A 25,464-nucleotide genomic window follows, 5' to 3' on the forward strand; every position below is an offset into this window, starting at 1 on the left:
GTCGGGAACCTGTGACAGGTGAGAGGCGGGTGACCAGGCTTTACGCTTGCGCCACGGGCCGCTCGCCGGGGCCGGGTGGGGAAGACGGCACCGCCACTTCGATCACACCATCAACGATCCTGACTTCGAAGCGCCGCAAATCGGCGTAAAGCCCTCCAATGCAGCGTCCGGTATCAGCCTCGAACCGCGCCCCGTGAAGCGGGCATATGATCGCCCCGCGCCGAATTCTGCCGGGCGATAACAGGGCCGCAAGGTGCGTGCAGCGATCATTGACTGCGTTAAGGCCCTCTTCCGTACGCACCACGAGAACGCTCCACCCGCCAAGAATAGCGGTCCATTTGTTATCCTCGGGAAAATCGGCCTCGGAGCCAATGGCGTGCCAGTTCTGCTCGGTGTCCGTCATAATCTCACAATCTTTTGCCCATATCGCGCAGCAGGTGCTCACCCGTCTGATGGACGTTTGCGCAGTAACGGTGCGAACGCAATCGCGTCTCAGGGAAAAAGGCAACGGGCTATGCAATTCGCTAGGTTCCCCGCGCCAAGTCCATCGTCACACTGGAACCAGTTGAGAGGAGACATAATCGCTATGGGCATGTCGCACGAGGAAACTGTCGATTTCGTTGAACGGATCTATGGCGCATCAGCGGCCGGTGACTGGGCAGCCGTTTCGGACATGCTCACGGACGACTTTGTCGCCTACGAAGCCGATAGTCTTCCCATGGCAGGTGCATACCGGGGCAAAAACGGCCTGCGGGAACTATTCGAAAAGGTCATGGCGATGGTCGACGTCGTTGCACTGGACCGCAGTGCGTTACCAATCGGCACGGACTGCGCCATCGCCGTGTTGACGATGCGTTTTGCCGACCCCGCGCTGAAGCCAGCCGAGCTGTGCGAAATGCTGCGGTTCCGGGGAAACCAGTGCTGCGAGATCAAGCCCTATTATTTCGATCCTGCACCCTTCATCGCCGCCTGCGGGGCCAAGCAACGGGCGGCATAACGGCGAACCTCGAACCTGATCGCAGTGGAGTGGGTCTCGATCGATGGGGGCAACCTTCTCAATGGTCGGGTGCCGCATCATCCATTACGGACAGGCGTCCAGTCGGCGAGAGTCGAAACGTTGTCGTCCAGCCGCACCAGCGTCTTGCCGATCGTCTGTCCGGTCATCAGACGGATAAAGGCGTCAGGCGCGGCATCAAGTCCGGTTGCGACATTCTCGGTTGCCACGAGCTGCCCAGTGCGCACCCAGTCAGCCAGCGCTGTCTCTGCTTCGTGCAGCATATCCACCGCTTCATAGGCGAGAAACCCCCGCATCGTGATGCGGTTGACGAGCACCTGCCAGATGTTGCGCAGGGGGTAAGGATTGCTCTGATTGTTATAATTGGCGACCATCCCGCAAACGGGTATCCGCCCGAATGCCTTCATCCGCGGGAGCACGGCGTCCAGCGTCGCTCCGCCCACATTGTCGAAATAAAGGTCGATGCCATCAGGGAAATGCCGCTCTATTTCGGAATCGAGGCTGTCGCAATCGCGATAGTTGATCGCTGCGTCGAAGCCCAGCACATCCGTGACGATGCGCGCTTTCTCTTCGGAGCTGACTGTACCGACTACGCGGCACCCGGACAGTCGGGCGATCTGTCCGCCGACCGATCCAACCGCGCCGGCAGCCGCGCTCATTAGCACCTCGTCGCCGCTGCGTATTTCCCCATAGCGCTTCAGGCCGACATAGGCGGTTATTCCTGACCAGCCGCATGCGCCCATATAGGCGGTCAGGGGGAGGTCGGAGGCCACATTCACATTCTCGAAGCCGACCGCACCGGGCGCGATGACAGAATGCGTTTCCCAGCCGATAAAGGCACGACCATAATCGCCTTCGCGAAAAGCGGGATTGCGCGACTGGACCACGCGCCCCAGCACCATGGTCGGAATCAATCCGCCAAGGGGCACGGCGGGCAGATAGCTTTTAACGTCGTCCAGCATGCCACGGACGGCCGGATCGATCGCGAACACGCGATTTTCAAGGAGGACCTGTCCCTCCGCCAGATCGGGAACGGTGGCTTCCTCGACGCGAAAATTGTCGTGCACGGGAACGCCCACGGGGCGCGAATTCAAAACAATTCGCCGGTTCAGCATGGTCTCTCTCCCACGGTGCCCCGCGGACGGGACAGCTTCACGCTTTCGCGCTCTGTATCGTTGACGTCATCCCTGCTCAAATCTCGGTGTCCGAAGTTCAGCCTCGTCGGCAGTGTACGTTGATGACATATTCTACTCCGGCGCGCTTTTGGGGAACTGTCCCTTGCGACAGGTGACGTTTACCGAGGTTGGGCGGTGCCGGGTCACACGGGCAGTTGGAGACGTGGTAGTATCTGACTGACAGCTCCGCCATTCAATCCCGCTACTGGTCTCCCTCCCGCCGGGCAGCTGCCGAGAACGGCGCAGATCCGCGGCGTTTGCGCTGATCAAAGAGTGTTGCATAGTGCGATCAGGGGCGGATTTCCGGAGCATGATACCCGCCTGTTGAGCCCCCCTCTCTGCCGGTCAGTGGCCACACACAGTTTCACTGCGGCACATCTCCTCGATCTGTGCAGGGCGGGCTGGACATAATACCGGTAGGGTTGTCCGGTCTTGCCCCGCGCATGCACCGGGGTGAGCCAGGCACCCCGGTCGTCACAGTCACCAGAAACGCAATCGCCCTTTGCAGATCAGGCGGGCCATGATGGAACCTCACATGCGGATATTCGATACTCCCCAAGATTGCGCCGGATTGGCTCCACAAGGGTTGAGGTAAAGCTTCAGACGGAGGAACAGAGAAGAAAAAATGGCTGCGACAGGATCCTTTTTCACCCATTTGTTCTGTGAGAACAGCAGACATAAATCGATTTGTACACACAATGGGTTTCGAAAAGTCAGAACTTTGGCCCGGCCTGGTCTATTATCGCACCATGAACGAAGCACTTCCCTTTGCGACTTTCGCTCCGCCGATCCGCGAGCAATCCGCCATCCGGCGTGAAATTACCGCTGCTTATCGTCGTGCCGAACCGGAGTGCGTACGCGCACTGCTGGACGAGGCCAGCCCGCCTGCCGACATGCGCGCGCAAATCCGGCAAACCGCCCGGACGCTGATCACGGCCTTGCGCGCGAAGCCTAACGGGCGCGGCGTCGAGGGACTGGTCAAGGAGTTCGCCCTTTCCAGTCAGGAAGGCGTGGCGCTGATGTGCCTTGCCGAAGCGCTGTTGCGAATTCCGGACGACACCACGCGCGATGCGCTGATCCGCGACAAGATTGCGGGAGGGGACTGGCGGAGCCATGTGGGCAGCGGGCGGTCGCTGTTCGTCAACGCCGCCAGCTGGGGGCTGGTGGTAACGGGAAAACTCGTCGAAAGCACCGATGATCGCGGCCTTGCCGCGGCGCTCACGCGGCTGATCGCACGGGCGGGCGAGCCGGTAATCCGGCGCGGCGTCGACATCGCGATGCGGATGATGGGCGAGCAGTTCGTCACCGGCGAGACAATCGAGGAAGCTTTGAAGCGCGCGCGCGCCGAAGAGGCCAAGGGCTTCACCTACAGCTACGACATGCTGGGCGAGGCGGCGACGACAGCGGCGGACGCGGCGCGCTATTACCGCGACTATGAGGACGCGATCCACGCGATTGGCAAGGCCTCGGCTGGACGGGGCATTCATGCCGGGCCGGGCATCTCGATCAAGCTGTCGGCGCTGCACCCCCGCTATTCGCGGAGTCAAGTGGACCGCGTAATGGGCGAACTGCTGCCGCGCGTGAAGGCGCTTGCCGTTTTCGCCAAGGGCTACGACATCGGCTTCAACATCGACGCGGAGGAAGCGGACCGGCTGGAATTGTCGCTCGATCTGCTGGAAAGCCTCGCGTTGGATCCTGAGCTGGCCGGGTGGGACGGTCTTGGTTTCGTTGTGCAAGCCTACGGCAAGCGTTGCCCCTTTGTGATTGACTGGATCGTCGATCTGGCGCGCCGCGCCGGGCGACGCATCATGGTTCGTCTCGTCAAGGGCGCCTATTGGGATGCGGAGATCAAGCGGGCGCAGGTCGATGGGCTGGCAGACTTTCCGGTCTATACCCGCAAGGTCCACACCGACGTCGCCTACATCGCCTGCGCAAAGAAGCTGCTGGCTGCACGTGACGTCGTCTTCCCACAGTTCGCGACACATAACGCACAGACATTGAGCACCCTCTATCATCTGGCAGGGCCGAATTTTGCGATAGGCAATTATGAATTCCAGTGCCTGCACGGCATGGGTGAGCCATTATATGAAGAGGTGGTCGGAAAAGCGCATCTGGATCGCCCCTGCCGCATTTACGCACCGGTCGGCACGCATGAGACGTTGCTTGCCTATCTTGTACGCCGCTTGCTGGAAAATGGCGCCAATTCCTCCTTCGTCAACCGGATCAGCGACCCGGCCGTTTCCATCGACGCGTTGGTTGTTGACCCGGTAGAACAGGTCCGCGCCATGGCGCAGCCGGGAGCCCGGCACGACCAGATCGCGTTGCCCGGGGAACTCTATCCCGACCGGCGCAACTCGGAAGGGATCGATCTCAGCGACGAAGCGGCGCTGGCGGCGCTTGGCGATACGCTGCGACAAAGTGCGGCGCGGGAATGGACGGCTGGTGACGGGGGAGTGTCGCGACCCGTGCTGAACCCCGCCGATAATCGCGAGGTGGTGGGAGAGGTCAATGAGGCTTCTCTCGAGACGGCGCGCAACGCGGTGGTAACGGCCGCCCGCTCGGACTGGGGCGCCGTGCCGGTGGCCGAACGTGCGGCCATGCTCGACCGTGCCGCCGACGCGATGCAAATGAGCGTGCCGATGCTCATGGGCCTGGCTATACGCGAGGCTGGCAAGTCGGCCGCCAACGCCATCGCCGAGGTGCGCGAGGCGATCGACTTTCTGCGCTATTACGCCGGTCAGGCGCGCGAGACTTTGGCGTGCGCGAAGCCGATCGGCCCGGTCGTGTGCATCAGTCCGTGGAATTTCCCGCTCGCCATATTCACCGGGCAGCTTGCCGCGGCGCTGGTTGCTGGCAATCCGGTCCTCGCCAAGCCGGCGGAGGAAACGCCGCTCATCGCCGCGCAGGCGGTGCGCCTGCTGCACGAGGCGGGGGTGCCGAATGACGCCCTCCAGCTGATCTGTGGCGATGGCGGCATCGGCGCGGTGCTGGTCGCGGCGCCGGAGGTTGCGGGCGTTATGTTCACCGGCTCTACCGAGGTTGCGCGCCTCATCCAGAAACAGCTGGCAACCCGTCTCTCTGCCCAGGGCAGACCCATCCCGTTCATCGCCGAAACCGGCGGGCAAAATGCGATGATCGTCGACAGCTCCGCCCTTGCGGAGCAGGTGGTCGCGGATGTGATTGCTTCCGCTTTCGACAGTGCCGGGCAGCGTTGCTCGGCCCTGCGGATATTGTGTTTGCAGGAGGAGATTGCCGACCGCACGCTCGTGATGCTGAATGGCGCACTGAAGGAACTGCGCGTCGGAAATACCCAGCGCCTCTCCGTCGATATCGGCCCAGTCATCACAGCGGACGCCAAGGCCACTATCGAGGCGCATATCGAAGCCATGCGCGCCAAGGGCAGGCCCGTAGAACAATGGGAACTGCCCGCCGAAACCGACCGCGGCACGTTCGTTGCTCCCACGATCATCGAACTCGACAGCATCGCCGATCTGACCCGCGAAGTGTTCGGGCCGGTGCTCCATGTCATCCGTTATCGGCGCGACACTCTTGACGCGCTGATCGATGCGATCAACGCCACCGGCTACGGCCTCACCTTCGGTTTGCACACGCGGCTCGATGAGACGATCGCGCATGTCACCAGTCGTATCAGAGCGGGAAATCTCTATATCAACCGCAATGTGATCGGCGCGATTGTCGGCGTCCAGCCGTTCGGCGGGCGGGGGCTTTCCGGCACGGGCCCCAAGGCGGGCGGTCCGCTTTATCTCAGGCGGCTCGTGCAGGATGCACCGGTGGTAGACGCTGCGACAACGGGTCCGATCGATAGCGCCCTCGCCGATTTCATAGACTGGCTGGAAGCACGCGGCGACCCAGCGTTAGCCGAACAGGCGCGCGCCTTTGGCGCTTCCTCAAAGCACGGGCAGAGCATCGAACTGCCGGGACCGGTTGGGGAACGTAATCTCTACGCCCTTCATGGGCGGGGCCGCATCTTACTCCGGGCGGAAACGGAAGCGGGCCTACTGACGCAGATTGCCGCGGTGCTGGCCACGGGGTGCGAGGGTGTGATCGACGGAGGACGAATTCCTGCAAACCTTCCCCCACGCGTTCAGGCCAGACTTTCCGAGCAGATGGACGACGTATTGGCCGGTGCCCTTGTCGAGGGTGAAGAAAAGGATATTCTGTCCATGGTCCAAGCCATGGCTGACCGGCCCGGGGCGATCGTTCTCGTCCATGCCATGCCCACGACCTATGAAGAGCAAGCACAGACCATTCTGCTCGACTGGTTACTTGAGGAAGTTTCGACCTCCATCAACACCACCGCAGCGGGCGGCAATGCGAGCCTTATGACGCTCACATAATCGGGCGGTCACCCTCCAACGGGGCAGGTTCTCCGCGTTCATGAATTTCCTTTGGTCAGGTGATTTTTGGTGTAGATTGGCTTCCTTGTTAAGAAAATGGAGTCCAATCATATGAATATGGTGGAAACAGCAGCCGATCTGGACGATTTTGATCGAAAAATACTCCATGTTCTGCGGCAAGATGGACGGATCACCTTTACGGACCTTGCCGAGAAAATCGGATTGTCGAAATCGCCGTGCCAGCAGCGCGTTCGCCGCCTCGTCGAAAGCGGGGTCATTATCGGCTTTCGTGCGATCGTAAATCCCAGCAAAATCGGGCTCGACCACGTCGCTTTCACCGAGGTCAAGCTGTCCGACACGCGGGAAGGCGCGCTCAATGAGTTCAACGCCGCTGTTCGCCAGATTCCGGAGGTCGAGGAGTGTCACATGATAGCCAGCAGCTTCGATTATTTGTTGAAGGTAAGGACGGCAGACATCCGTCGCTATCGCTGGGTGCTGGGTGAGAAAATATCGAGCTTACCGCATGTTGCCAGTACTTCGACATTTGTTGCGATGGAGACCGTGCGAGAGTCGGCACGCTGACAATCTGCACGCGATGATGAACACGGCGCGTGTCGCATATTATGCACGAACACATCCGCGGTGGTGATCAGGCGATCGAGCAGTGCGCGATCATCCGGCTGGCGCAGGTCGAGAGCGATCGATTTCTTGTTCCGGTTGATGTTCAGGAACCCGGCGCCGTCGCCACCCGGTTTTCCAGGTCGGGCGGCACGGAAGATATCGCCCTCCAGAGGCTCGACCTTGATGACTTCCGCCCCCATGTCCGCCAGCAGCAGCGTCGCATAAGGGCCAAGCACGACAGAGCTCAGATCGACGATCCGCACGCCCTTCAGGAGGTCATACACGGCTGCACCCTCCCCCGCGATGGCCAGGGCGTTTGGCACCGGCGCCTGTTATGCCGCGCCCCTCCTGTTCAGCCATCCGTGCCATCCTTTGGCTTGAGGGTCGGGGCGTTGAAGGCCCGCATCCACTCGACCAGTTCGGCGTTTTCATGGGTCGCCAGGATGGAGGCCAGCACATCGGGATGCTCATCCTGCCCCAGCTTGAAGCGGGCGACGCAGTCCAGCACCCTGCCACGAAAGCCGATGATCCGCTGCGCCATGCCCTCATAGCGGGAACCCAGTTCATCCGCCGTCCACGGACGATCCATCGTCCGCTCCACATGATCGATCAACAGCGCCAGCGCCTCGTCGGTGGTGCGCGCATCGACGGTCATCTCGACACGAAGGCGCACATGCGCATGGTTCCAGGTCGGACCCCATTGCCGGTTACCCGCATGGGAAGGAGAGACATATCCCTCCGGCCCGTTGAACAGGATGGTGGCCATCGGGTTCACGGCAAAGGCTGCCCGCAAGGGATTGTTTAGCGCAAAATGCCCCACAATATCCGTAAGCGTCCCGGTCTCGGAATAGACCCCGACCAGCGGCAGCTGACTCGCCGTGAAGCCGTCCGAGGCCATCACCCACGCCAGTGGCGCGTGGTCGATCACCCTGCGCACATCAGCATCGCCGTAGCGCTCGAACGGGGAGCGCGGCGTTGGCGCGCTTGCCCCTGCGGCTGTTACCGAACGCTCGCCGCCCTCTTTCCCATCTGTTGTCATGGGTGCAGTTGTTCAAACGATCTGGCCTCTATACAACACCCAAAATAGCAAATTTGAGGGGTCCAATGCGGCGCAACTGGAAAATCATCCTGGGAAGCCGGATCGACAAGTCTGCGACAGCGCCGCTGTACATGCAGCTCATCCAGGCGGTGATCCGCGACATTCAGAGTGGGCGGCTGCCGCCGGGCACCTATCTGCCCAGCACCCGCGAACTTGCAACGATGCTCGGCATCAATCGCAAGACCGTCGTCCTCGCCTATGACGATCTGGTGGCGCAGGGATGGCTGGCAACAACCTCGACGCGCGGAACCATGGTCAGCAGCAGCATGCCCGATGGGGAAGCGGCCATGGAACAACGGCATCCTGCCGAAATGCGGATGATGACCCACAGCTACGCCGTCCCGCCACCGCCCGGCCGCTCGCTGGCGCTGCCGAGCGGAACCGGCCTGAAGATCGATGAGGGCACGCCAGATGGTCGTTTGTTTCCGCCAGAACTGCTTGCCCGCGCCTATCGGGCCGCAACCCATCGGCTATCCCGCACCAACGACATGCAGTATCGCGATCCGCGCGGCTCCAGCGGGCTGCGGCGCGCTATTGCCGCCATGCTCGCGGCGGAACGGGGGTTGCCGGTAACGGACGAGAACATCTGCATCACGCGCGGCAGCCAGAACGGCATTTTCCTTGCTGCACTGGCTCTTACTCGCCCCGGTGACGGTGTGGTCTTCGAGCAACTGACTTATGAGCCAGCGGTAGCCGCGTTCGAACGGCTAGGGGCCAGGGTTCATTCCGTCGGAGTGGACCAGCACGGCATGATCGTGGACGACATCCCCGCCATCTGCGAACAGCACGACGTCCGCGCGGTGTTTACCACCCCGCATCATCAATTTCCGACGACCGTCGCCTTGCGCCCCGACAGGCGGGTCAGGCTGGTCGAACTGGCCCGCAAATATGGCTTTGCCATCATTGAGGACGATTACGACCACGAATTTCATTTCCAGTCGCAGCCTCTGCTGCCGATCGCCGCTTATGCTCCGTCAGAGGTCGTCTATGTCGGCTCGCTTTCCAAGTTGCTCCTTCCCAGTTTGCGCCTGGGCTATGTCGCAGCTCCACCCCCGGTGGTGGAGGCGATCGCGCATCTTGTTTCCATGACCGACGGTATGGGGAACAGCATCACCGAAGAAACGGCCCTCGCGATTATCGAAAACGGCGAACTGCGGCGGCATGCCCGTAAAGCGAAGCAGATCTATGCGCGCCGACGGACCGCCTTTGCCCAACTGCTGGCCGACACATTCGGTACAGCGGCCGCATTCAGCATCCCCGACGGCGGGCTGGCCTTCTGGGTTCGCTTTCAGGCGGATATGGATCGAATGGAGAAACGGGCCGCCGCACGCGGGTTGCGACTGGCGCCTTCACGCTCTTTCATGACCCACGCCGATGCTCCGCGCGGCCTGCGATTGGGCTTTGCCAGCCTGAGGGAAGAAGAAGCACAGTCGGCGATCGCCGAACTGGCGCTCGCCTGGGGAGAATGATTGGACCCCTCTATCCCCATAAAACTGGATGTTGAAAGAGCCAGTTCTCCTGCACTTAACTGCGAACCTGTCGATCCACCAGCAAAATGCCGATGGACTGATCAGTGTGTAGGGAGTCGCAGTGCGATGATGTCCAGCCAGAAAACGCCGCCTCGCGGCCCGGTGCGGCGTATCCTCGTCAAGGGCCACAAGTGGCTCGGCATCGGAGCGGCAGTGTTCTGGCTGATCCAGGCACTTACCGGCACTCTCCTGAGCTTTCACTTTGAAATCGATGACGCGCTGCGCTCGACCCGGCATGTGCCCACCAACTATCAGGCGATCGAGCAGCGCATCACAGCCATCGATCACAGCGGGCCAAAGGCGGATATCGTCTGGATCTGGGCCACCGCAGGACTGCCCGACCGCTATGTCATTTCCCACACCGACGCCCAGGGGGCGGACAGGCGGACCTGGATCGACGGTTCCGGCGCCGTTCTCGATAGCAGCGGCGCAACGGATTACAGCTTCCTAGCCTTCATTCGCGAAATTCATATTGACCTCCTGTCCGGCAACACCGGCCAGTGGATCATGGCGATCACCGGTACATTCCTCGTCACTAATCTGATCGTGGGCCTGGTGATCGCCTGGCCGCGAAAGGGGCACTGGATGCAGGCGTTGAAACCGGCGCGAACCGGTGGGAAAACAGCGCGCACCTATTCCTGGCACCGTGCTGTGGGGCTGTGGGCGGTTGTTCCGGCATTGCTTATCGCAGGGACCGGTACCCTGATTTTGTTCGAGCATGGTGTTCGTGACATAATCGGTGCACCCGAAACCGAATTGCCGCCCAATCCGCTACGGGCGGAGCGTCTCATCGGGTGGGGAACGGCCGCTGCCACAGCCGTTGCCGCCATTCCCGGCAGCCGGTTCGTCGGCGGCTTCATGCCCTCGCGCGAAGACGCAAGCTATTATGTCTGGCTCCGGGCGCCGGGGGAACTGTATCGTGGTGGATACGGCTCCAGCCTGGTGGTCGTGGATGGCAATACGGGCGGAGTGAGAGGCGTGTTCGACTCCACCAAAGCCGAGGCCCGGCAAGCGTTCGTCACATCCTTCTACCCTCTCCACACGGGCGAAGCGGGTGGAACCCTCGGCCGCTTCCTCGCGATGCTGATCGGCATCTGGCTCACGACTGTGACGGTGCTGGGATTGACGCTCTGGCTGCGCAGGCGGCCGCGTCGCGGCGCACGGGCATCCGCGCCGACACAACGGCAGGCCGCCTGATGTCTGGAAAGACCCTCCTGTTCGGTGTGACGGCTCTTGCCACCGCCCTTGCCGGTGAAGCGACCGCCAATACGACAGCGCATCTTCACCATGGATCGCTTCCCCACATTTCGAACGAGATCGACGAAAAGGACCCTCCCCTTCTTGTGGAAGTCGCCTACACGGGCGAGGCGATGGCCAATGTTTCGGGCGGGGCATCGCGCGGCACCGAATATCTCGACAATCTGGATGTGGTGCTGGAAGCGGACATGGAACGACTTATCGGCCTGCCCGCCACACAACTGCATGTTTACGGCCTCTACAACAACGGCGCATCGATCAGCGCTCATGTCGGTGACAGTTTCGCTACATCGAATATAGAAGCCGACAGTCGGCACCGGTTTCGCCTCTACGAAGCATGGGTTCAGCACCAGATCACCCCCTCCCTATCCCTGAAAGCGGGGCTATATGATCTCAATTCCGAATTTGACGCGCTGGAAACATCAGGATTGTTCGTCGGCAGCGCGCACGGGATCGGCGTCGACATCAGCCAGACGGGACAGAACGGCCCGTCGATCTTCCCCGTTACCTCGCTTGCGGTTCGGGTGGAGAAGCAGCTTACATCCGGCGTGAAACTGCGCGCGGCTGTGCTGGACGGCGTGCCCGGCAATCCGGACCGCCCCGGTCGCACGACCATCCGGTTCAACAGGGGCGACGGGCTGTTGACGATCGGTGAGGTCGAACTCCCCCTAGAGGAAGGACGCGTGCTGCTCGGACACTGGCGCTATACCGGCAGGTTCGATCGCTTCTCCGGCGGCATGGCACGGGGAAACGCGGGCACCTATCTGCGCGGCGAAAAGCGGATATCGAAATGGCAGGACACGCGTGTCGATGCCTTCGCGCGGCTCGGCACCGCTCCCGGTAAGTTCAACATGTTCGATCGCTTCGTAAGCGCAGGACTGAAGGTCACAGGCGTTTTCGACAGCCCGTCTGACGAGGCGGGAGTTGCTATTGCATCAGCCCGGACATCACGACACTATCGCGACACGACGTTTGCGGACAAGACCGAGACAGTGGTCGAACTCAGCTATCGCCGTGAAGTGCTGTCGTTCCTGTCCGTGCAGCCGAGCCTGCAGGTCGTATTCAATCCCGGGGCCGATCCCGGCCTGCGCACAGCGATTGTCCCCGGAATCCGGACAGAATTGTCGTTCCAGTTTTGAACAACGGTTCTGCCGTTGAAAGCCTGCCAATCACGCCGCCCGCTGAAGCATGCCGAACAGGTCACGCGGATCATCAGGATCCGCCAGAATGTCAATATGCTGGAAATAGTCTGTGCCGGGCAGCTTGGAGTAGACGTAGCGAAGCGCAGAGAAATCTTCGGTCGCAAAACCGACGCTGTCGAACAGGGTAATCTGGCGTGCGTTTGTCCGCCCTTCCGCATCGCCGCTGAGTACCTTCCAGAACTCCGTCACCGGATAGCTCGCATCCATTTGCTGGATCTCGCCTTCGATCCGCGTCTGCGGCTCGAACTCGACAAATGTTTCCGCCCGCGCCAGGATGTCCTTGTGCAGTTCCGTTTTGCCGGGACAATCGCCACCAATCGCGTTGATGTGAATGCCGGGACCGACCATGTTGTCGGTCAGGATCGTCGCATAGGCTTTGTCGGCCGTGCAGGTAGTGATGATTTGCGCGCCTTCGATCGCATCCTGCGCGCTGGAGCAGGAGACGATACGCAAACCGCTGTCGGCAAGATTGCGGGCCGTTTTTTCGGTCGCGCTCCGATCGATGTCGTAGAGCCGGACTTCCTCGACACCGATCACGGCCTTCATCGCGAGCGCCTGAAACTCGGCCTGCGCTCCGTTTCCGATCATCGCCATCACCCGGGAGTGTTCGGGTGCCAGATAGCGGGCGGCCATTGCCGAAGTGGCTGCCGTGCGAAGCGCCGTCAGCAGCGTCATTTCGGTCAGCATAAGCGGATACCCGGTATCGACCCTTGCCAACAGCCCAAACGCCGCGACGGTTTGAAACCCCTTGGCTGTATTGCTTGGATGCCCATTCACATATTTGAAGCTGAACGCCTCACCGTCTGACGTGGGCATCAGTTCGATCACGCCTTCCTTCGAATGAGACGCCAAACGAGGCGATTTCTCGAAAAGGTCCCAACGGCGATAGTCCGCTTCCACAGCGTCCGTGAGTTCCAGAAGCACCGTCTCAATGCCGAAATTATGCACGAGGCGCATCATATTTTCGACGCTGACGAAGGGAATATACGCGAGTTGTGAGGGCGCAGACGGCATAAGGGGTCCTTTGCGATTTTTGTGAACCACTCAAACCTACTTTATTGTTACGCCTTGCGAAATCGCAATACGGCTCTAAAAATCGGCAGAAAGTGATAAAATATTACAGCGAGTTTGTACAAATTGGTAAAACCATGACCCGAGGGAATTTTGAGTGACAGCCGCGAAATATATCCCTGACGACCTTGATCGGGGCATCCTTGCCCATCTCCGCGTCGATGGACGGGCTCCGCTTACAAAGCTTGCCGATGCGCTTGGCGTCGCGCGCGGTACCGTTCAGAACAGGCTGGATCGTCTTCTTGAAACCGGAGCCCTGCTTGGATTCACGGTCCGCGTCCGCGACGACTATGACGACATCACCGTGCGGGCGGTGATGATGATCGAGGTGATGGGCAAGTCGACCACTCAGGTGATCCAGCGGCTCCGAGGCATCGCCGAAATCCGGACGCTCCATACGACGAACGGCGCCTGGGATTTGGTCGCTGACATCGTAACAACAAGTCTATCGGACTTCGACCGCGTCCTGCGTGAGATACGAATGATCGACGGCGTGGCAAACAGCGAGACCAGCCTCCTGCTCAGCACGGTCTGAGTGTGTCCGGTGGCAGCGGCCGACCCTGACAGCGATCTTGACGAAGTTAACGAACTGGATTGGCACTCATATAGCTTCGGTAAGGGGTGGGCCTAGGAACCAACATGTCAGGAGCGCAAGCTCACCGTTATCACCAACTCAGCCTCTGAGATCATCTAACTGGTGGTCATGATGTATGTTCGCTTTCTCTTGCCGTCACCGGACGTGGAGGACTGAGAGAACGGTTTCCATCCGGTATTTGCCACGAATGTGCAGCGGCGATCGCCGAGCGGAAGAGCCCTGCCGCCTAAAACACCTCGCTCCCAGCGCACATTCGCAGGGTCGAGAAAAATTCGCGTGGGACTGACAGCACCGCCACGGACCATCTCTACAGATCTATATGCCCAGCATTGACAGCGAAGCGCGTGCTGCGAAGGGCTGATATGTCGGTTGTGGGACCCGCGCTGCACTGTCATAGGCGGCAACAGTCCGGGTAGAAGCAAGGGTTTCCAACATGGCGTACAGCGTTCCGGCAGCGCGTGCTGTCGGGATCGATTTTGGCACGACCAACTCCGTCATTGCCCGAACCGATGGCAGTGGGCAGGCAGAACTGGTTTCCGTGGCCGCTCCCGGAGGCGTCGGCGCCGTTTTCCGCTCCGCCCTGTGCTTCTGGCCAGAGGAACGGGTGCGTGGCGGGCTGGCCCATGAGGCGGGCCCTTGGGCGATCGCCGAATTTCTGGATTTTCCGCAAGGCTCCCGCTTTCTGCAATCGTTCAAGTCGGTGGCCGCCAACCCGACGTTCGAGCATGCCAGCCTGTTCGACAGGCGCCTGCGTTTTGAGGAGCTGGGTCAGATCTTCCTGACGCATCTGCTGGCGCATGCAGGCGACGCGCTGGCCGATTTGCCCGAGCGGATCGTGGTTGGCCGACCCGTGCGCTATGTCGGCGCACGCCCGGACCCGATGCTGGCGCGAGCGCGTTATGATGCGATGTTCAGCGTGCTGGGTCGCCCCATTCACTATGTCTACGAGCCGCTGGGCGCGGCGTACAGTTTTGCATCACGCCTTACCGAACCGGCGACGCTGCTAGTGGCCGATTTCGGTGGCGGCACCAGCGATTTTTCGATCGTGCGGGTAGAAGCGCCGGGCGCCATGCGGCGCTGTGTTCCGTTGGGTACGGCAGGTATCGGAATTGCAGGCGACAGATTCGATTATCGCATCATGGACCATCTTGTGCTGCCCCTGCTGGGCAAAGGCGGCACCTATCGTTCGTTCGAAAAGATATTGGAGATTCCCGCCGGGCACTTTTCCGATTTCGGAGACTGGTCACGGCTTGCGTTGATGCGCAACCGCCGCACGCTGGAGCAGCTGGCGCGGCTGCATCGCGACGCGACCGATCCAGCTGCCATCGCCCGCATGATCGCGGTGGTGGAACATGAGTTGGGTTATGCCCTTTACGAGGCGGTGGGCGGCCTCAAGCGCGCGCTGTCGAGCGATCGCACGGCCCACTTCCACTTCGACGGTCCGGGTTTGACGATCGATGCCGACGTCAGTCGCGAGGATTTCGAGCGCTGGATCGGCCCCGATCTGCAGCGCATCGCCGAAACGGTGGACGGCGCATTGAGCAATGCGCAGCTGTGCCCGGATCAGATCGACCATGTGTTCCTGACGGGAGGCTCGTCGCTGATCCCGGCGGTGCGCCGTCTGTTCGAAGAGCGCTTCGGCGCAAATCGTATCGCCAGCGGCAACGAGTTAACCTCCATCGCGCATGGCCTGGCCCTGATTGGGCAAGACCCGGATCTGCACGAGTGGCTCGTGCCCGAAGATTTAGCCGTTGGAGACCCGTCATGAGCGTTGCGTTCCGCCGTGAGAGCGATGAGGAGCATCTGGAGCCAAAGTTCGAGCTGCCGATCCCGCCGGGACCCAATTTTGTGACAGCCAACGGCCTCGCCCAGACCCGCCTCAAGGTCACCGAATTGGAGACGTTGCTGCCTCAGCTTACAGAGGAAACGGACATCACGGCCACTCGTCGCCAGTTGCGTTATTGGCGAACACGGCAGGCGACTGCGCAATTGGTGCCCCTGCCCGATGGCACCCATGTTGCCTTCGGGTGCACGGTCGAATTCCGGCTCAAGGGGCGGGACCAGACCATCACCATCGTTGGCGACGACGAGGCCGATCCTGCATCCGGAATCATCTCCTTCTCCGCACCACTTTGCCGAGCGATGATGGACGCCGAAGTCGGTGACGTCGTGGAATTTGCTGGCGTGCCGGATGCGATTGAAGTGCTGGCTATACGCGCGACGCAGGGATGACCGCGATGTCCTGCGGCCGGGGAACGCGCTTGCCCTTGGTACGGCTGCTGAGATGGAACTGTCGACACCGGTCGCAGCGATACGCGCGCAACGGGATGTCGGCACGAGCGGCTATCACGAGCGCGTCATGCTCGGTCGCAAAGCGGGCCTTCTTCGTGCAAATGCTCAACCGTGTACGCTTCATCGTCCCCGCACCTCGTGAACGGCCCCAACGCTATTCCTCACCCTAGCCTGCACATCCGACTAGGGTGAGGAATATTTTGACGTCCAACGGCGCGGATCGCGCAGGCGGTTCCTCAATACTGGAGAGCTTCGCGCCGCTTGCGGCCTTCTCCGGCGAACGTCAGGCCGCCGCGATCGTGTTTTCCACATCGCCGACCGAATGGCCGGTCAGGTCCTTCGAAATCTCTCCGACAAGCACGGCCGAAAGGGCCTTGTGATAATGCTTGCGCAGCTCACCGAGCGTGCGGGGGGCAGCAACGATGATGAGAGCATCGATCTTCCCATCGAGAACGCGCTTGTTGAGCATGGCGGCGGTTCCAGCCGCGAAGCTGTCTTCATCCTGCTGGCTGTCCGAAGGGTTGGCCGAACTGCTCTGGTGTCGGCCGCCCGACCCCTTGTTCTCCGTCGAGATCGCGGCATCAGGCATCGCTGTGAGCTTCGGGGCGGATTCGTCGCCCTCGTTGCGATAGAGGTTCAGTATTTCGCCGTCAGCGACAGCGACAATTGCGCTTTTGGGTATCTTCATGATGTTTCCTTTTGAAGGCCTGTCATGTGCGCAACGCCCGGGCGGCCGGAATGGCCCCACAGTCGAGGACTCCCATTGCCGGGCTACTTTAGAGAGGGATGGAACGGCCGGAATCGCGACAATCGACGCAATGTAATCACCAAGGCTGCGTCATGTCCGATCGTAAATCTGCCTTTCATAATAATGTTACCGCGCTGACGCTGGGCGCCATTGGCGTCGTTTATGGCGATATTGGCACCAGTCCGCTTTATGCGAGCCTTAGCGGTCAGAACCATGTTGGCGAAGTCGGACATCGCGCCCGATGGGTTTTGGCGGCGTTCGTCCGTAAATTGCAACCCGCCTGCTGACGCGCCTTTGGCCTCAGGTTATGGACGCTCATATGCGCCATTTCCCAAGCGAGTCGCAGGAGCGTCCCGGCACACAGACCCATCCCGTGCTCTACAGCTTTCGGCGCTGCCCCTATGCGATGCGGGCGAGGCTGGCGCTGGCGATCAGTGGCGTGGCATGCGTGCTCCGCGAAGTGAAACTGTCCGCGAAACCCCCAACGATGCTGGCCGCCTCGCCCAAAGGGACCGTCCCTGTGCTCGTCCTGCCGGACGATACGGTCATCGACGAGAGCCTCGACATCATGCGCTGGGCTCTGCGGAATCGCGACCCGGAAGGGTGGCTGGAGCGCGACGACCCGCAATGGATCGCTCGGAACGACGGTCCGTTCAAGCACAACCTCGACCGCTATAAATATCCCGGTCGTTACGGCAGTGATGGCCTTGTCCATCGTGAGAAAGGTCTGGATTTCCTCCGCGCGATCGATGAGCGCCTGGCAGGCACGGGGCAGCTTTGCGGGTCTGCGCGCGGGCTGGCGGACGCCGCCATCCTGCCTTTCGTGCGACAGTTCGCGGCCGTCGACCGGGAATGGTTCGCTGCTCAGTCATTGCCGCATCTCAAGGCTTGGCTGTCGGGCCATCTGACGTCGGCGCTTTTCCAGCGGATCATGATGCACAGCGCGCCGTGGTCGCCGGGCGATCCGCCCATCATCTTTCCTCAGCCCTGAGGCGTTGCGATCGCGCGGTCCCCATGAGGAAAAAGCTATGAAGGACGAAGACGACCACGCGTTGAGCAGGGCGCAAAGCCGATCCCTCCGCCGGATCTACAACGGCCGTTCTGTCCCCATCCTTGCAGACGGAAAGACCTTCCTGACGTATAAGGATGCACGGCACTATCTCCTCTCCTTGCCTCGCGAAGCGCGCGACGCGGCCTATGCGGAAATGCGCAACCAAGGCGGAATAGACCAGCCGGACGCAGAGCCGGAAGAAACGACGGCTTCGCCAAAGTCCTTCCCCTGAACGGCGCTATATCAAGCCGGAAGCCGTGCCAGCGCAGGTCGCGCGGGTGAACGTACCTATTGCCTCGGCCCATGCACCGGCACCACGCGCGGCATAGACTGGATTTATGGGAGATATAGCCCAACGGCGTCTGGCGTGATGGGTCCACCTTCGCGATGCTGCTCCGATTGATGTCCGGCCGATGCCGCGGGCAGCAGGCGATACGAGGGCGACATGGACGGAGTACGCGTAGGCAATCGGATGATCGGGACCACAGCGCCCGTCATCGTGGGGTGGGATAATATCGGGACGGTCGAAGGAGGCCCGATCAAGCAGTTCGTGTTTCGCTGGTTTCAGCCGACGATGCTGTTCGCGCTGATCGCCTTCTGGTATTACGCGCCCAATTCGATCGCCAAAACATCGACGGCCATCGGCATTGGCATCGGCTTCAAGGTCATGCTGCTGGCGCTGGAGTGGGTCAACCCCCGCTATGAAAGCTGGAGCCTGACCTGGAAGGAACTGGTCACCGACCTGTTCTATGTGTCACTGGGCTACACCGTCCTCGCCATGATTGAGCGGTATATCGGCAGCGATGCCGTGATTGAGGCGGTCCAGCACAGTTTCGACTGGAGCAAGCTGGCGTGGTTCATCGGCCTCCCGCTGCTGCTGCAGGCGTTTCTCATCTCGTTCATTTTCGATTTCGGGCAATATTGGATGCATCGCGGGATGCATAACTGGTACCCGCTGTGGCTGCCGCATTCGGTGCACCACTACATCACCCAGTTCAACATCAACAAGGGTGCGGTCGGCAACCCAGTCGAGCTGTTCCTGATCGGCATCGGCATTGGCGGCTTTTTCGACTTTCTGCCGCGCGCCGCACTGCTCGCCGGAGCGATGGGTCTGGCGGTCGGCACCTACCAGCATATCAATGTGCGGTTCAATTCGCCCCGCTGGTGGCGCTTCCTGTTCAACACCACCGAACATCACAGCGTCCATCACTCCCAGGATTTTGAGGCGAGCCGCAGCAACTTTGCCGGTACCTATATTTTCATCGACCGGATGTTCGGCACCTGCGTCGATGGGGAAGCGGAATTGCTCGGCCTGGAGGGCGGACGTCGCATGTCGATCCGCGAGCAGATGACCTATCCCTTCACCGAAGGGTGGAAAGCGATCAAGGCGCGCTGGGGCAAGGCGGGGTCGAGCGAACCGCTCGTGGTGCCCGCCGAATGACCGGGTTGATGCGCCCTGGCCCCTTCTCACCCGCGTTTTCCTCTCACCCGAACGCCACACCGGATGGGAAAGCTGTGCATACACGTTTCATAGAGTGGATCTGGCACATCACGGGCAGTCTCGCGTTGACTCCGGAGCAGGCCAGCAAGGCCTTCGACCGACTGGCGCCCCTGTTCCATCAACCCGGTACCAGCCATGAAACGTCGGGCGATACACTGACTTTTCACAAAAAGGATCCAGCGTCGCAGGACAAGATGTCGGTTTTCAACTCGGGCGTGCTGCGGATCGAGAATGCTCAGGACGGACCGGTGCTGCGCTACCGTCTCGTGAGCCGGGCGCTGCTGTACTGCTTTCTGGCGCCCTTGATGTTCCTGGCGTTCGCGCAGGTCACGGTGGCGATCGGCAAGCTCGAAGGCGCCTCAAAAGATGCCGCCGCCGAGAAGCCAAAGGAGAAGGACGTTGTACTTCCCCAAAATCCGATCGACCGGTTTCTGGGCGCGCCCGCTCCGGAAAAGCCCAAGAAGAAAAAGGGCGATGATGAGGACAAGAAACCGTCGCCCACCGCCAGCTATGTGTTCGCAGCGCTCTTTGCCGCGCTCTATGTTGCCGGTCGTCTGCTGGAGGATTGGCTGGCGAAGCGGCTGTTTCGCAAAAGCCTGAGCGAGGCATAACGGCGACCGCGCGGCCGCGACCGCATCAGTCGGTCCGGGCTGCTACCGGATAGATGATGAAATGATCGTGGACCTGCGGCTGGTCAGGCGTGTCGAGCGGCGCCTTGAGACCGGCCCGCAGCTCGCCGATACTGGCGGCCGGCAGTTCGAGCGGATGCTCGTCGGGATGGGCCGCGGCCTCGTGCGCATAGTCCTGCCTTGCCGTGCGCGTCATCTCGATATGCGCCCCCAGTGCCGCGCGGATGGGGTGGCGTGCGGCAAAAGCGGCGAGACGATCGACGCTGGCGCGCTCGTCCGCCAGAAAGTTGACCGGCACGTACAGGCGACCGGGATAGAGCGTGTCACCCGACAGCAGGATCTTTAGCCGGGGATCGTAGATCATGATCGCCGCTTTCTGATGTCCGGGTGTCGGAATGATGCTGAGCGGCCGTCCGCCCAGATCGAACCGGACAATCTGATCCGGCCAGCGCGTGATGCCGAAAAAGGCAGCCACGTCGGCAGACGTAAGGCCCACCACGGTCGTATCGGGCCGGTCGCGAAACGCGCTGTCGCCCGCGACATGGTCTCCGTGGCTGTGACTGTGGGCGACGACGAGCGGAATGGATGTGCGGCCATGCGCCTTCAGCCAGCCGTCGATGATATGGTCGATGGCCGGTCGGATCACGCCGTTTTCCGCGCCGGTATCAATCAGCAACGCCTTGTCGCGGCCGAACAGAAGGTAAAGGAACGGCGCTTCGAAATTGGTCTTGACCGATTGCCGGATGACGAAGCTGTCACCGTCCAGCGCCTGCACCTGGGTCGTGGGTTCGACCGCCAGCGTCCCGTCGATCCACTTTTCCGGGAAGAGGCTTGGCAGCGGCATTTTCGCAGGGGCCGCCGGTGCGACGGCACCGAGGACGAACAGGAGAGCTGTCCCCCATCGGGCTGTCCGTGCCCAACGCGCACCTGTCTGAGCCGTCATCCCTTAGTCCTCTCGTGCATCTCCAGCGGAAAGAAACGATCCTCCGTGTATCGGAACAGGGCGCCGTTCCCGAAAGATGGCGCCCCGCACCAGACCGTCAGTATTTGGCCCGCACTTCAATACCAAAGGTGCGCGGATTGATAACCGACCGCTTGTAATAGCGCAGAACCACGCCGTCGTTCAGGCCCGTGCGCGATCGATCCTGATTAACTGCGTTCACCGCATATTTGTCGAATATGTTGTTGGCGAATATACCAAGGCTGTAGCGGTCAGTTTCATATGTCAGCGATGCGCGATGCAGCACATAGCCAGGAAGCTTGTCACCGAAAGCGCGATCCCAACCGAGCCGCGTCACGACGCTTCCGCGATAGGTAGCGGCCCAATCCGCGATAAGATTCCCGTCCTTGAAAGGCATGGTATAGGCAACGCCTAGGCTACCGCTGTTCTTCGCCGATCCGGGTAGACGGTCGCCGGAGAGGGCATCCAGCTTGATCGGTACGCTAGGATAGGTTCCTGCAGGGTCATTGACCGGAATGTTGTTGGGGACATTCTCCGTCAACCTGGCGTTGACATAGGAATAGGTCCCCTGAAGCGACACTCTGGGCACCGGCCGCAGCTGGAACGAGGTTTCGAAGCCTTCTGATTTGGCCTTGCCGCCATTCACGGTGATACCGACAATGCCGTTCAAGGTCGCAGAAGATACCTGAATGCCATTCCACTTAATCTGAAAGACATTGAAATTAAACGTTAATTTATGATCAAACAATTGAGTTCGAATGCCGATTTCGGCATTTTTCGTTGTGTCGGGTCCAAACTGAATTTCATTCGGTAGGCCGCATGGTAACTGCGTGTTATTGATGTGGTCGCCATCCGGATCATTCGGCAGTGGGTCCGGGCAAGGAGCGACACTATTTGGGCCGCCAATACGGTAGCCCTTGCTGTACGTCGCATACAGCATGATGCCGGGCGTAAAATTGTAGGAACTGTTCAGTTTCCAGACCCAGCCCGTTTTCTTCGCCGTCCCACCCGCCGGTGGAAGATCGTAGGGGCTGACCGGATCACCAATCAGGGGTACGACGAGCGCTCCAGCGATTTTGGACTTGTATCCAAAATAGCGCGCACCTGCAGTCACCTGCCATTTCGGTGTCACCTTGAACGTACCTTCTCCGAAAATGGCTTTTTCCGTAACGGTCGACCGTGTGTAAGACGCATATTCGACTTCGTCAGGGTTCGGCAATGTTCCAAAGGCCACCCACGGATGGTTGGGTACATGCTCGACATAATCTCGCTGTAGCTTCTGCCGGTTGTAGAAGCCCCCGATCACCCAATTGAACGGGCCGCCATGGCGCGAAACGAAGCGCACCTCCTGGTTGAACTGCTTGCGGGTATTCTCGCTTTCGTTCCAGCTGGAGAAGGCAGGAAACGACTCATACCCATAGTCCAGATCAAGCAACAGGTCGGTGTTGTCTGTGCGATTCCTGTTTTTGACATTGGTATAGGCAGTCGTCGCCACGAGGTCGGCGATGCTGGCAATGTTTGCGTTGATTTCCATACTGCCCAAGTGCGCGCGGCGCTTGGAAGGTTCGGTATAGCGACCTGCGCTCTCATATTTGCCCGTCCCCAGAACGCCTGCACTGTTGTATTGACCGCCATCGGTCCTTGTCTGTTGATAGGCGTAAGTGAAGTCGACCTTGAGATCTTCACTGAACTGAACGAGCAGCTGGTTGCGCGTCGTGAAGGTCTTCTCGAAGTTGAGGTCCTTCTCTTTGCGGAGGTTCGCTGCATAGCCCGCAGGTGTCACGAAATCCGGCCCGTCGGGCTGCGGCAGGGACACACCCGGCGTCTGGAGGAGCAGCGGATAATCGATAAAGCCCGGATCATAGTAGTAGCCGGTAGCCGACCGGAAGGCGACATGGTCCGTGATGATGGGAATGTTGATCACCCCATCCAGCTGATAGCCAGCCTTGCTGCCATGATTTTTCCCGTAAAGGCGACCATGCGCTGCACCTTCGAACCGCCCCAGATTGGGCCGGTTCGGAATGTTGCGGATCGCGCCAGCGAGGGTCCCAAGACCGTAAAGTGTGCCTTGCGGCCCCAGAAGGGTTTCCACCCGTGCGATGTCGAGCAGCTTGAAATCATAGTAAAGCGGCACTTCGCCCAGATAGACGCCCAACGCGTTGTCATAGGAGTTGCCGGTGGTGTCGGTATCTGAAGCATTGAGTCCACGCAGTACGATTGTGCCCGTCGACCCCGGCCCCGTGTCGGAAATGGTCATGCCGGGCGTGAAATCGGCCAGATCGCGCACGTCGTCGATGCGCTGGCGGGCAATCTGTTCCTGCCCGACCGCACTGATATTGATCGGTACGTCCTGAATGGACGTTGCCCGGCGCGTGGCCGTGACGACGATCTCGCTCGGGTCTCCTGCCGAGCTACCCTGATCAGGCGCAGCCGTCTGTGCGAGAGCCGAAGGTGTCCCGGCGCCCATCAAAATGGTCGCGCCAAGCAGCGTGTTGCGAAATAGTTTCATAGTCACTCCGACCCCTTCTGTTGAGCCTTAAGTGACATCCCTCCCAATGGCGCTTTCCCTGGTCCAGCGCCTTATCGTTCGAATTTTCGGCCGATGATGGCCCCGTCCCTTTGGTTCGTTGGCGCCACGGCGCGGCGAAACTGCGCCGGGCAATCCGGTAATAAGGCAAAGAAAAGTGATCGAAGGGGACCCCCCTTGCCCGGTAGGCAAGGCGAATGCCGGTAAGCCCATTGCGCTCCGCAAGCCTGTTGGCCAGTTCCCGATCGTCCGTCCCTTCGCTTCGCTGGCAACGCCAGCATTGTTGTTATCCGGCTCGACCCCTCGATGAGCCGTGACCAATACGGTATGGATATTACGGAATGCGTCAAGCGTAATAATTTTGCAGTTGCTCAGTATGAACATATGGCATGCTGTACCGCACAAAATGGCGGATATGCTGGATCTTGGCGGCGCGCGTCTATCTTCACCAAACTTGATCGCTTGAGATAGACGGCGAATCGCGTCGGCCGAAAACGAATCAGCGCGCGAATCACTTGCTGCTTCAGCCGGGTTTTTAGCGGCAGCGTCCGATCGACCAAGGTTTCTGCCAGCGCAGGACGAGCGGAAGCCTACCCATGGGGTCAGGGCGTCAGTTGAATAACAGGGCTGCGAGCCATGGGCGGAAAACCGGCAATTATTACATTCTTTAAAAATCGTAACATTTTTTGGTGGACAAGCGCGTGGGCTGGAGAGATGCTGCAGTGCGAAAGGGGATCGAATCATGTTCGGGATCATTGGCAAGGCAGGAAAAGCCGTAATGCTCGCCGGGGCGCTCATCCTCGCTTCCTGTTCCCAGTCGCCAGACCCCCAGGCGGAGCCGCGCAAGGACTTCAGCATCGGCTGGTCGATCTATGCGGGCTGGATGCCATGGCCCTACGCCCAGAAAGCCGGCATTGTCAAAAAATGGGCCGACAAATACGGGATCACGATCAATGTCGTTCAGGTGAACGACTATGTGGAATCGATCAACCAATACACCGCCGGCAAATTTGACGGTGTGACCGTAACCAACATGGACGCGCTCACCATCCCTGCGGCGAGCGGCAAGGACACCAGCGCCATCGTCGTGGGGGACTATTCCAACGGCAACGATGGAATTTTGCTCAAGGGCGCCGACACGCTGGCCGCCATCAAGGGTCGGCAGATCTATCTGGTCGAGCTGTCGGTGTCGCATTATCTCCTCGCCCGCGCGTTGCAGAGCGCCGGGCTGAAGGCCACCGACGTCAAGACGGTCAACACGTCCGATGCCGATATCGTCGGCGCATTCAGCAGTCCCGATGCGCAGGCGGCGGTGACATGGAACCCGCAGCTCTCGGTGATGAAGGGTCAGGCTGGCGCAAAGGACGTGTTCAATTCGTCGAACATTCCCGGCGAGATCCTCGATCTCATGGTGGTCGATACCGCGACGCTGAAGGCCAACCCCAACCTTGGCAAGGCGCTGACCGGCATCTGGTATGAAACCGTTGCGCTGATGAAGCGCAACGATGCAACCGGAAAGGCCGCCCGCGCGGAAATGGCCAAGCTCGCCGGATCCACGCCCGAGAGCTTCGACAGCCAGCTTTCGACCACGTTCCTCTATACCGATCCGAAGGCTGCCGTTGCCGCGACGACGGCCCCGGCGCTGGTCAAGACCATGACGCTGGTGCGGGATTTCAGCTTCAGCCACGGCCTTTTCAAGGGCGCCTCGTCGCCCGACGCGGTGGGTATTGCCTTCCCGGGCGGAAAGACGCTCGGCGATCCGGCGCGGGTGACACTGCGCTTCGATGAAAGCTTCATGAAGATGGCCGCCGACGGAAAACTCTGAAACCGCGC

The 25,464-nt window shown here is 60.6% G+C and carries 24 protein-coding genes; 15 read left to right on the forward strand and 9 right to left on the reverse strand.

Going from position 1 to position 25,464, the window contains the following annotated elements; all coding sequences use genetic code 11:
* Positions 1-40 precede the first annotated feature (40 nt).
* Complete coding sequence (locus tag FHS92_RS08830; RefSeq protein ID WP_184079623.1) at positions 41-403, reverse strand: Rieske (2Fe-2S) protein; 363 nt, start codon at positions 401-403, stop codon at positions 41-43.
* Between the two features lie 183 nt (positions 404-586).
* On the opposite strand from FHS92_RS08830, the gene FHS92_RS08835 reads away from it, so the two are divergent.
* Complete coding sequence (locus FHS92_RS08835; RefSeq protein ID WP_246351880.1) at positions 587-997, forward strand: nuclear transport factor 2 family protein; 411 nt, start codon at positions 587-589, stop codon at positions 995-997.
* A gap of 77 nt (positions 998-1,074) precedes the next feature.
* Here the strand turns inward: FHS92_RS08835 and FHS92_RS08840 are convergent, their stop codons facing one another.
* Positions 1,075-2,130, reverse strand: a complete 1,056-nt coding sequence (locus tag FHS92_RS08840) for an NADP-dependent oxidoreductase (RefSeq protein WP_184079627.1) — start codon at positions 2,128-2,130, stop codon at positions 1,075-1,077.
* An 809-nt stretch (positions 2,131-2,939) separates the two neighbouring features.
* Between FHS92_RS08840 and putA the strand changes: the two genes are divergently transcribed.
* Positions 2,940-6,548, forward strand: a complete 3,609-nt coding sequence (gene putA, locus FHS92_RS08845) for a trifunctional transcriptional regulator/proline dehydrogenase/L-glutamate gamma-semialdehyde dehydrogenase (RefSeq protein WP_184080306.1) — start codon at positions 2,940-2,942, stop codon at positions 6,546-6,548.
* Positions 6,549-6,665: 117 nt separating this feature from the next.
* Positions 6,666-7,130, forward strand: coding sequence for an Lrp/AsnC family transcriptional regulator (locus tag FHS92_RS08850; protein ID WP_184080308.1), 465 nt, complete (start codon positions 6,666-6,668; stop codon positions 7,128-7,130).
* Here FHS92_RS08850 and FHS92_RS08855 read toward each other — a convergent pair.
* Both FHS92_RS08855 and FHS92_RS08860 read right to left on the reverse strand, forming a co-directional pair.
* Positions 7,031-7,492: a CoA transferase gene (locus FHS92_RS08855; RefSeq protein ID WP_221230971.1), complete on the reverse strand. Its 462-nt coding sequence runs from the start codon at positions 7,490-7,492 to the stop codon at positions 7,031-7,033. The two genes, FHS92_RS08850 and FHS92_RS08855, sit on opposite strands and share 100 nt — an antisense overlap.
* Before the next feature lie 29 nt (positions 7,493-7,521).
* Positions 7,522-8,208, reverse strand: a complete 687-nt coding sequence (locus FHS92_RS08860; protein ID WP_184079629.1) for an FMN-binding negative transcriptional regulator — start codon at positions 8,206-8,208, stop codon at positions 7,522-7,524.
* 65 nt (positions 8,209-8,273) lie between these two features.
* On the opposite strand from FHS92_RS08860, the gene pdxR reads away from it, so the two are divergent.
* The 3 genes from pdxR to FHS92_RS08875 all read left to right on the forward strand — a co-directional run bounded on the left by pdxR (position 8,274) and on the right by FHS92_RS08875 (position 12,193).
* A complete protein-coding gene (gene pdxR / locus FHS92_RS08865) occupies positions 8,274-9,737 on the forward strand; it encodes a MocR-like pyridoxine biosynthesis transcription factor PdxR (protein WP_184079631.1) in 1,464 nt (487 codons plus the stop codon).
* A gap of 126 nt (positions 9,738-9,863) precedes the next feature.
* Positions 9,864-10,994 (forward strand): PepSY-associated TM helix domain-containing protein, encoded by a 1,131-nt coding sequence (locus FHS92_RS08870; protein WP_184079633.1) that lies wholly within the window; start codon positions 9,864-9,866, stop codon positions 10,992-10,994.
* Positions 10,994-12,193 carry a carbohydrate porin gene (locus tag FHS92_RS08875; protein WP_184079635.1) on the forward strand — a complete coding sequence of 400 codons (1,200 nt, stop codon included), beginning with the start codon at positions 10,994-10,996 and terminating at the stop codon, positions 12,191-12,193. Before FHS92_RS08870 ends, FHS92_RS08875 begins: the two co-directional genes overlap by 1 nt.
* 30 nt (positions 12,194-12,223) lie before the next feature.
* On the opposite strand, the gene FHS92_RS08880 is transcribed toward FHS92_RS08875, so the two are convergent.
* Positions 12,224-13,270 (reverse strand): ornithine cyclodeaminase, encoded by a 1,047-nt coding sequence (locus FHS92_RS08880; protein WP_184079637.1) that lies wholly within the window; start codon positions 13,268-13,270, stop codon positions 12,224-12,226.
* A 154-nt stretch (positions 13,271-13,424) separates the two neighbouring features.
* Between FHS92_RS08880 and FHS92_RS18655 the strand changes: the two genes are divergently transcribed.
* From FHS92_RS18655 to FHS92_RS08895, 3 genes are all read left to right on the forward strand, one after another.
* Positions 13,425-13,862: an Lrp/AsnC ligand binding domain-containing protein gene (locus FHS92_RS18655; protein ID WP_184079639.1), complete on the forward strand. Its 438-nt coding sequence runs from the start codon at positions 13,425-13,427 to the stop codon at positions 13,860-13,862.
* A 493-nt stretch (positions 13,863-14,355) separates the two neighbouring features.
* Positions 14,356-15,690 carry an Hsp70 family protein gene (locus tag FHS92_RS08890; protein ID WP_184079641.1) on the forward strand — a complete coding sequence of 445 codons (1,335 nt, stop codon included), beginning with the start codon at positions 14,356-14,358 and terminating at the stop codon, positions 15,688-15,690.
* Positions 15,687-16,154: a GreA/GreB family elongation factor gene (locus FHS92_RS08895; RefSeq protein ID WP_184079642.1), complete on the forward strand. Its 468-nt coding sequence runs from the start codon at positions 15,687-15,689 to the stop codon at positions 16,152-16,154. Before FHS92_RS08890 ends, FHS92_RS08895 begins: the two co-directional genes overlap by 4 nt.
* On the opposite strand, the gene FHS92_RS08900 is transcribed toward FHS92_RS08895, so the two are convergent.
* A complete protein-coding gene (locus FHS92_RS08900; protein ID WP_184079644.1) occupies positions 16,132-16,338 on the reverse strand; it encodes a hypothetical protein in 207 nt (68 codons plus the stop codon). The two genes, FHS92_RS08895 and FHS92_RS08900, sit on opposite strands and share 23 nt — an antisense overlap.
* Before the next feature lie 159 nt (positions 16,339-16,497).
* Positions 16,498-16,902, reverse strand: coding sequence for a host attachment family protein (locus FHS92_RS08905; protein ID WP_184079647.1), 405 nt, complete (start codon positions 16,900-16,902; stop codon positions 16,498-16,500).
* 152 nt (positions 16,903-17,054) lie between these two features.
* Between FHS92_RS08905 and FHS92_RS18320 the strand changes: the two genes are divergently transcribed.
* The 5 genes from FHS92_RS18320 to FHS92_RS08930 all read left to right on the forward strand — a co-directional run bounded on the left by FHS92_RS18320 (position 17,055) and on the right by FHS92_RS08930 (position 20,125).
* Entirely contained in the window at positions 17,055-17,249 is a 195-nt protein-coding gene (locus FHS92_RS18320) for a KUP/HAK/KT family potassium transporter (RefSeq protein WP_246351881.1), read from the forward strand.
* A 32-nt stretch (positions 17,250-17,281) separates the two neighbouring features.
* Positions 17,282-17,953, forward strand: coding sequence for a glutathione S-transferase (locus FHS92_RS08915; protein WP_184079648.1), 672 nt, complete (start codon positions 17,282-17,284; stop codon positions 17,951-17,953).
* A gap of 37 nt (positions 17,954-17,990) precedes the next feature.
* Entirely contained in the window at positions 17,991-18,245 is a 255-nt protein-coding gene (locus FHS92_RS08920) for a hypothetical protein (protein WP_184079650.1), read from the forward strand.
* 213 nt (positions 18,246-18,458) lie between these two features.
* Positions 18,459-19,454 carry a sterol desaturase family protein gene (locus tag FHS92_RS08925; RefSeq protein WP_184079652.1) on the forward strand — a complete coding sequence of 332 codons (996 nt, stop codon included), beginning with the start codon at positions 18,459-18,461 and terminating at the stop codon, positions 19,452-19,454.
* A gap of 74 nt (positions 19,455-19,528) precedes the next feature.
* Positions 19,529-20,125 carry a hypothetical protein gene (locus FHS92_RS08930; RefSeq protein WP_184079654.1) on the forward strand — a complete coding sequence of 199 codons (597 nt, stop codon included), beginning with the start codon at positions 19,529-19,531 and terminating at the stop codon, positions 20,123-20,125.
* Between the two features lie 25 nt (positions 20,126-20,150).
* Here the strand turns inward: FHS92_RS08930 and FHS92_RS08935 are convergent, their stop codons facing one another.
* Together FHS92_RS08935 and FHS92_RS08940 are read right to left on the reverse strand one after the other, a co-directional pair.
* The gene (locus tag FHS92_RS08935) at positions 20,151-20,987 is read right to left on the reverse strand and encodes an MBL fold metallo-hydrolase (protein WP_246351920.1); all 837 of its coding nucleotides are present in this window, start codon (positions 20,985-20,987) and stop codon (positions 20,151-20,153) included.
* Between the two features lie 196 nt (positions 20,988-21,183).
* Positions 21,184-23,613 carry a TonB-dependent receptor gene (locus FHS92_RS08940; RefSeq protein ID WP_184079659.1) on the reverse strand — a complete coding sequence of 810 codons (2,430 nt, stop codon included), beginning with the start codon at positions 23,611-23,613 and terminating at the stop codon, positions 21,184-21,186.
* Between the two features lie 760 nt (positions 23,614-24,373).
* Between FHS92_RS08940 and FHS92_RS08945 the strand changes: the two genes are divergently transcribed.
* Complete coding sequence (locus FHS92_RS08945; RefSeq protein WP_184079661.1) at positions 24,374-25,456, forward strand: putative urea ABC transporter substrate-binding protein; 1,083 nt, start codon at positions 24,374-24,376, stop codon at positions 25,454-25,456.
* Positions 25,457-25,464 lie beyond the last annotated feature (8 nt).

It is taken from the genome of Sphingobium subterraneum, from assembly GCF_014199435.1.
Classification (GTDB): Bacteria; Pseudomonadota; Alphaproteobacteria; order Sphingomonadales; family Sphingomonadaceae; genus Sphingobium; species Sphingobium subterraneum.

Bases quoted from the DNA above. Each gene is read 5' to 3' on its own strand.
- FHS92_RS08835 (WP_246351880.1), top strand. From the start codon at position 587: ATGGGCATGTCGCACGAGGAAACTGTCGATTTCGTTGAACGGATCTAT.
- putA (WP_184080306.1), top strand. From the start codon at position 2,940: ATGAACGAAGCACTTCCCTTTGCGACTTTCGCTCCGCCGATCCGCGAG.
- FHS92_RS08945 (WP_184079661.1), top strand. From the start codon at position 24,374: ATGTTCGGGATCATTGGCAAGGCAGGAAAAGCCGTAATGCTCGCCGGG.
- FHS92_RS08830 (WP_184079623.1), bottom strand. From the start codon at position 403: ATGACGGACACCGAGCAGAACTGGCACGCCATTGGCTCCGAGGCCGAT.
- pdxR (WP_184079631.1), top strand. From the start codon at position 8,274: ATGCGGCGCAACTGGAAAATCATCCTGGGAAGCCGGATCGACAAGTCT.
- FHS92_RS08905 (WP_184079647.1), bottom strand. From the start codon at position 16,902: ATGAAGATACCCAAAAGCGCAATTGTCGCTGTCGCTGACGGCGAAATA.
- FHS92_RS08860 (WP_184079629.1), bottom strand. From the start codon at position 8,208: ATGACAACAGATGGGAAAGAGGGCGGCGAGCGTTCGGTAACAGCCGCA.
- FHS92_RS08925 (WP_184079652.1), top strand. From the start codon at position 18,459: ATGGACGGAGTACGCGTAGGCAATCGGATGATCGGGACCACAGCGCCC.
- FHS92_RS08915 (WP_184079648.1), top strand. From the start codon at position 17,282: ATGCGCCATTTCCCAAGCGAGTCGCAGGAGCGTCCCGGCACACAGACC.
- FHS92_RS08870 (WP_184079633.1), top strand. From the start codon at position 9,864: ATGATGTCCAGCCAGAAAACGCCGCCTCGCGGCCCGGTGCGGCGTATC.
- FHS92_RS08850 (WP_184080308.1), top strand. From the start codon at position 6,666: ATGGTGGAAACAGCAGCCGATCTGGACGATTTTGATCGAAAAATACTC.
- FHS92_RS08880 (WP_184079637.1), bottom strand. From the start codon at position 13,270: ATGCCGTCTGCGCCCTCACAACTCGCGTATATTCCCTTCGTCAGCGTC.
- FHS92_RS08895 (WP_184079642.1), top strand. From the start codon at position 15,687: ATGAGCGTTGCGTTCCGCCGTGAGAGCGATGAGGAGCATCTGGAGCCA.
- FHS92_RS18320 (WP_246351881.1), top strand. From the start codon at position 17,055: ATGTCCGATCGTAAATCTGCCTTTCATAATAATGTTACCGCGCTGACG.
- FHS92_RS08890 (WP_184079641.1), top strand. From the start codon at position 14,356: ATGGCGTACAGCGTTCCGGCAGCGCGTGCTGTCGGGATCGATTTTGGC.
- FHS92_RS08920 (WP_184079650.1), top strand. From the start codon at position 17,991: ATGAAGGACGAAGACGACCACGCGTTGAGCAGGGCGCAAAGCCGATCC.
- FHS92_RS08940 (WP_184079659.1), bottom strand. From the start codon at position 23,613: ATGAAACTATTTCGCAACACGCTGCTTGGCGCGACCATTTTGATGGGC.
- FHS92_RS08840 (WP_184079627.1), bottom strand. From the start codon at position 2,130: ATGCTGAACCGGCGAATTGTTTTGAATTCGCGCCCCGTGGGCGTTCCC.
- FHS92_RS08900 (WP_184079644.1), bottom strand. From the start codon at position 16,338: ATGAAGCGTACACGGTTGAGCATTTGCACGAAGAAGGCCCGCTTTGCG.
- FHS92_RS08935 (WP_246351920.1), bottom strand. From the start codon at position 20,987: ATGCCGCTGCCAAGCCTCTTCCCGGAAAAGTGGATCGACGGGACGCTG.
- FHS92_RS08875 (WP_184079635.1), top strand. From the start codon at position 10,994: ATGTCTGGAAAGACCCTCCTGTTCGGTGTGACGGCTCTTGCCACCGCC.